This is a genomic window from Bacteroidales bacterium (genome assembly GCA_018334875.1).
Classification (GTDB): Bacteria; Bacteroidota; Bacteroidia; order Bacteroidales; family UBA12077; genus JAGXLC01.
Genome location: JAGXLC010000348.1, coordinates 1 through 4,249, shown reverse-complemented (window position 1 = coordinate 4,249; position 4,249 = coordinate 1). Strand labels below are relative to the sequence as shown.

Sequence of the window (4,249 nt, the reverse complement as noted above, 5' to 3'; positions counted from 1 at the left end):
AGCACCTCAAAAAGGAAGGATGGACGGACAAAATCCAGGAAAAAACCGGATTGGTGATCGATGCTTATTTTTCAGGTACCAAGGTAAAGTGGATACTGGATAATGTAGAAGGGGCCCGCGAAAAGGCGGAGGCCGGAAAGCTGGCATTCGGCACCATTGATAGCTGGTTGATTTGGAACCTTACCCGAGGAGATCAACACATTACCGATGTAAGTAACGCAAGCCGCACCATGCTTTATAATATCCGGGAAATGAAGTGGGATGATGAGCTCCTTGGGCTGATGGGCATTCCTAGAAACATGCTTCCCCAGGTGACCGCTTCCAGTGGCGAGCTGGGTTATACAAGAACCACAATTTTTGCCCATTCTATTCCTATAGGGGGTATTGCAGGAGATCAGCAGGCCGCCTTGTTTGGTCAGCAATGTACCGCCCAGGGCATGGCAAAAAACACATACGGTACCGGTTGTTTCCTCCTGATGAATACCGGTGAACAACCCATCAAATCAAACAATAACCTGTTAACCACCATTGGATGGAAAATTGGCGATACGGTGCATTATGCACTGGAAGGCAGCATATTTATTGCAGGAGCTGCTGTACAGTGGCTCCGTGACGAAATGGGACTCATACAATCAGCACCCGAAGTGGAAACCCTCGCCAAAACAGTGGATGATAACGGTGGGGTTTATTTTGTTCCGGCTCTTGCCGGTTTGGGCGCTCCTCACTGGGATCAGTACGCCCGTGGTGCAATCGTAGGCCTGACCCGTGGTGCCAATAAAGGCCATTTGGCGCGCGCAGCCCTTGAAGGGATTGCTTTCCAGACAATGGATGTCATTAATGCAATGGAAGCTGATTCGGGTATTAAAATTAAAGAATTGCACGTGGATGGAGGAGCTTCTTCAAACAATCTGCTTATGCAGTTTCAGTCCGAAGCGATAGACTGTCCGGTGGTACGCCCAAAACAAATAGAGACTACCGCTCTGGGTGCTGCTTACCTTGCAGGATTGGCTGTGGGTTACTGGAAGGATATGAATGAGCTGCACAAACAATGGCAGCAGGAAAAAGTTTTTAAGCCGGTTATGGATAAGGAACAAATCGGCCAATATCGCCGGAAGTGGCAAAAAGCTGTTCAAAAGGCTAAAGACTGGATGGTCGGTGATGACTAGCGGTATCTTTTTTTCCATTGCTCAGAAGTGTCAATTAAAATGTCTACAATTATGAAAAGAGAACATTTGGTAAATCAATTGAAAGATCACAAACAACCCTGGGATGTGGCTGTTATCGGAGGAGGTGCTTCCGGACTCGGTACTGCACTGGATGCAGCAGCAAGGGGATATCGAACTGTGCTGCTTGAAATGGCTGATTTTTCAAAAGGTACTTCAAGCCGGAGTACCAAACTGGTGCATGGTGGTGTTCGCTATCTTGCTCAGGGCGACGTGTTTCTGGTTATGGAAGCGTTGCGGGAACGGGGGCTGCTCAGGAAGAATGCACCCCATCTGGTGAAGAATCAGTCTTTCGTTATACCCAACTTTGAATGGTGGGGAGGTCCCTTCTATACCCTCGGCCTTAAAATGTATGACCTGATGGCCGGAAGGCTGAGCCTGGGGCCTTCGGTCCATATTTCAAAAAAGAAAACCCTTCAATACCTGCCCACCATTCGTAAGGATGGTTTGCACGGGGGAGTGGTTTATCGCGACGGGCAATTTGACGACTCGAGATTGGCGGTTAATATGGCACAAACCATTGTAGATCTCAATGGTGTGGTGTTGAATCATTGTAAAGTAATAGATCTGGTTAAAGACGGCAATGGCCGGGTCAAGGGTGTAAAGGCCATGGATGAGGAAAGCGGGGAAGAATATACCATTCATGCAAAATCGGTAGTGAATGCCACCGGCGTTTTTGCGGATGATATTCTGAAAATGGACGAACCCGATTCACCCAGACGCATTATGCCCAGCCAGGGTATTCATATTGTGCTTGATAAGGAGTTTCTGCAAAGCGATTATGCCATTATGATCCCCAAAACCAGTGACGGGCGGGTGCTCTTTGCTGTACCCTGGAGGGGTAAGGTAGTGGTAGGCACAACGGATACGCAGGTGGATCATCCTTCCCTTGAGCCGAGAGCCCTGGAAGAGGAAATCGAGTTTGTACTGACTACTGCGGGAAAATACCTGGATAAGGCCCCTAAACGAAGCGACGTGAAGAGCATCTTTGCAGGTTTGCGTCCGCTTGCAGCTCCGGAAGGTGCAGGGAAGAATACCAAGGAAATTTCCCGGAGCCATAAAGTGATGGTTTCTTCTTCAGGTTTGATAACCTTAACGGGCGGCAAATGGACCACCTACCGTAAGATGGGAGAGGATACAATAAATAAGGCCATTAAAGTGAACGGCCTTGAGCCGAAAAAACCGAAGACCAAAAATCTGCCTATACATGGTTACTTAGAGGATGTTGACCGGAACAACCACCTCTATGTATATGGTTCGGATAAAAAAGCCATAGATGAGTTGATGGAGCAGGAACCTGACCTTGCCGAACGTCTGGATGAGCGTTTGGATTTCACAAAAGCTGAAGTGGTCTGGGCGGCAAGAAATGAAATGGCATGTAGTGTTGATGATGTCCTTGCAAGACGGGTCAGAGCCTTGCCCCTGGATGCCCGGGCTGCTGTTGACATGGCACCTGAAGTGGCCCGCATTCTGGCGGAAGAGCTCGGCAAAGACGAACAGTGGCAAAAAGAAGAGGTGGAGCGTTTTACCAGTCTGGCCAATGGATATTTTCTCGAAGATGAAAATAAATAGTGTTTGCTCATTAAATCAAATGGATTTGAAAGCGTCTCAAAAAGTTAAACCACAAAAATTATTTGTTTCATGAGTGAATTTGTTGCAGAAATTATCGGAACCATGTTTCTTATTGTCTTCGGTGGCGGAGTTGTAGCAAATGTCGTGTTAAAAAAGACCAAGGGAAACGGCGGAGGATGGCTTCTAATTACCTGGGGTTGGGGCCTCGGGGTATTTATTGCTGTGGCGACTGTAGGTCCGGTATCGGGTGCCCATATTAACCCGGCCGTTACTTTCGGTCTGGCATTGGGAGGTGTCTTTCCCTGGGCGAAGGTCGGGACCTATGTGACGGCACAATTGATAGGTGCCGCACTTGGTGCTTTTCTTGTCTGGCTCTCTTATCACGATCATTTCAAGGCAACCAATGATCCTGTTGCCAAACTGGGTATTTTCTCAACTATTCCGGAAATTCGCAATAAGAAGAAGAATTTTTTGACAGAGGTGATAGGCACCTTTGTGCTGGTTTATGCAGTTTTCCTGTTTGCCGGGCCTACCATTGAATCTCCTGATCTGCGGGAGGTAGAAGTGGGTTTGGGCTCGATTGGTGCGTTGCCTGTTGGTCTATTGGTGGGTGTGATCGGTATGTCCTTGGGCGGTCCCACCGGGTATGCAATCAATCCGGCACGGGATCTCGGGCCGCGTATCATGCATGCCATCTTGCCTATAAAAGAAAAGCAAGGCTCGGACTGGGGATATTCCTGGGTGCCCATTTTCGGGCCACTGGCAGGAGCTGCCGTGGCTGCGGTGATATATTTGGTGTTTGGAGGATGAGGGGGTCATTTGGTTGTCATTAATCGTCATTAAATAGTCATTGGTGGTCATTCGGTGGTTAATTCTGTTGTTATTAAACCCGGGAGAAAAGTTGGCAATGGGTCCCGCCTAATAGCGGGAGCAGCTTACTATATTGCAGAATCAAATTTAAGGAAATAAGATTTAGCAATACAGTTGGTCCCGCATTCTGCGGGAGCAAAGAGCAGTTGGCAAAACCTGAAAGCTACAGTTGGCAGAGATATTCAATTGTCATTCTGTTGTCATTGGGGTGTTTGACAGGAGTTGGGGTAAGAAGTTGGCAAGGGGCAAAAATCAGTTGACAAACGGTTAAATCTGGAGTTGGCAGAAGAATTGTACAACTACCCTCTTCTCTATTGCCTTTATTAAGGAACTATTTTGATTTTAAAAACCCAATTGATGACATCATTGATTAACATAACGCACTATACCCACCCAGAATTTGGTGGATATGGTGCACAGACAATAGAAAAATAAAATGCATACGCACTTTAGCTAGACGTTGAACAAAACCGCCCCCTCCCGGAGGCGGTAATTTTTAGTTAAATTGTGGGTCTTAACCTATAAATTTAACTAAAATGAAAAAAAATGATTTAAGAAGCCGGATGATCCGTGAAATGGAGCTC

The 4,249-nt window shown here is 47.1% G+C and carries 3 protein-coding genes; all 3 read left to right on the top strand.

Annotated elements, in window-relative coordinates:
* Nucleotides 1-1,166: glycerol kinase (locus KGY70_17840; GenBank protein MBS3777064.1), on the top strand; the 1,166-nt coding region annotated here is incomplete at its 5' end.
* A 51-nt stretch (nucleotides 1,167-1,217) separates the two neighbouring features.
* The gene (locus KGY70_17835; protein ID MBS3777063.1) at nucleotides 1,218-2,795 is read left to right on the top strand and encodes a glycerol-3-phosphate dehydrogenase/oxidase; all 1,578 of its coding nucleotides are present in this window, start codon (nucleotides 1,218-1,220) and stop codon (nucleotides 2,793-2,795) included.
* 69 nt (nucleotides 2,796-2,864) lie between these two features.
* On the top strand, nucleotides 2,865-3,605 hold the full coding sequence (locus KGY70_17830) for an aquaporin family protein (protein MBS3777062.1): 741 nt from the start codon (nucleotides 2,865-2,867) through the stop codon (nucleotides 3,603-3,605).
* Nucleotides 3,606-4,249: the final 644 nt, after the last annotated feature.

Bases quoted from the DNA above. Each gene is read 5' to 3' on its own strand.
- KGY70_17835 (MBS3777063.1), top strand. From the start codon at position 1,218: ATGAAAAGAGAACATTTGGTAAATCAATTGAAAGATCACAAACAACCC.
- KGY70_17830 (MBS3777062.1), top strand. From the start codon at position 2,865: ATGAGTGAATTTGTTGCAGAAATTATCGGAACCATGTTTCTTATTGTC.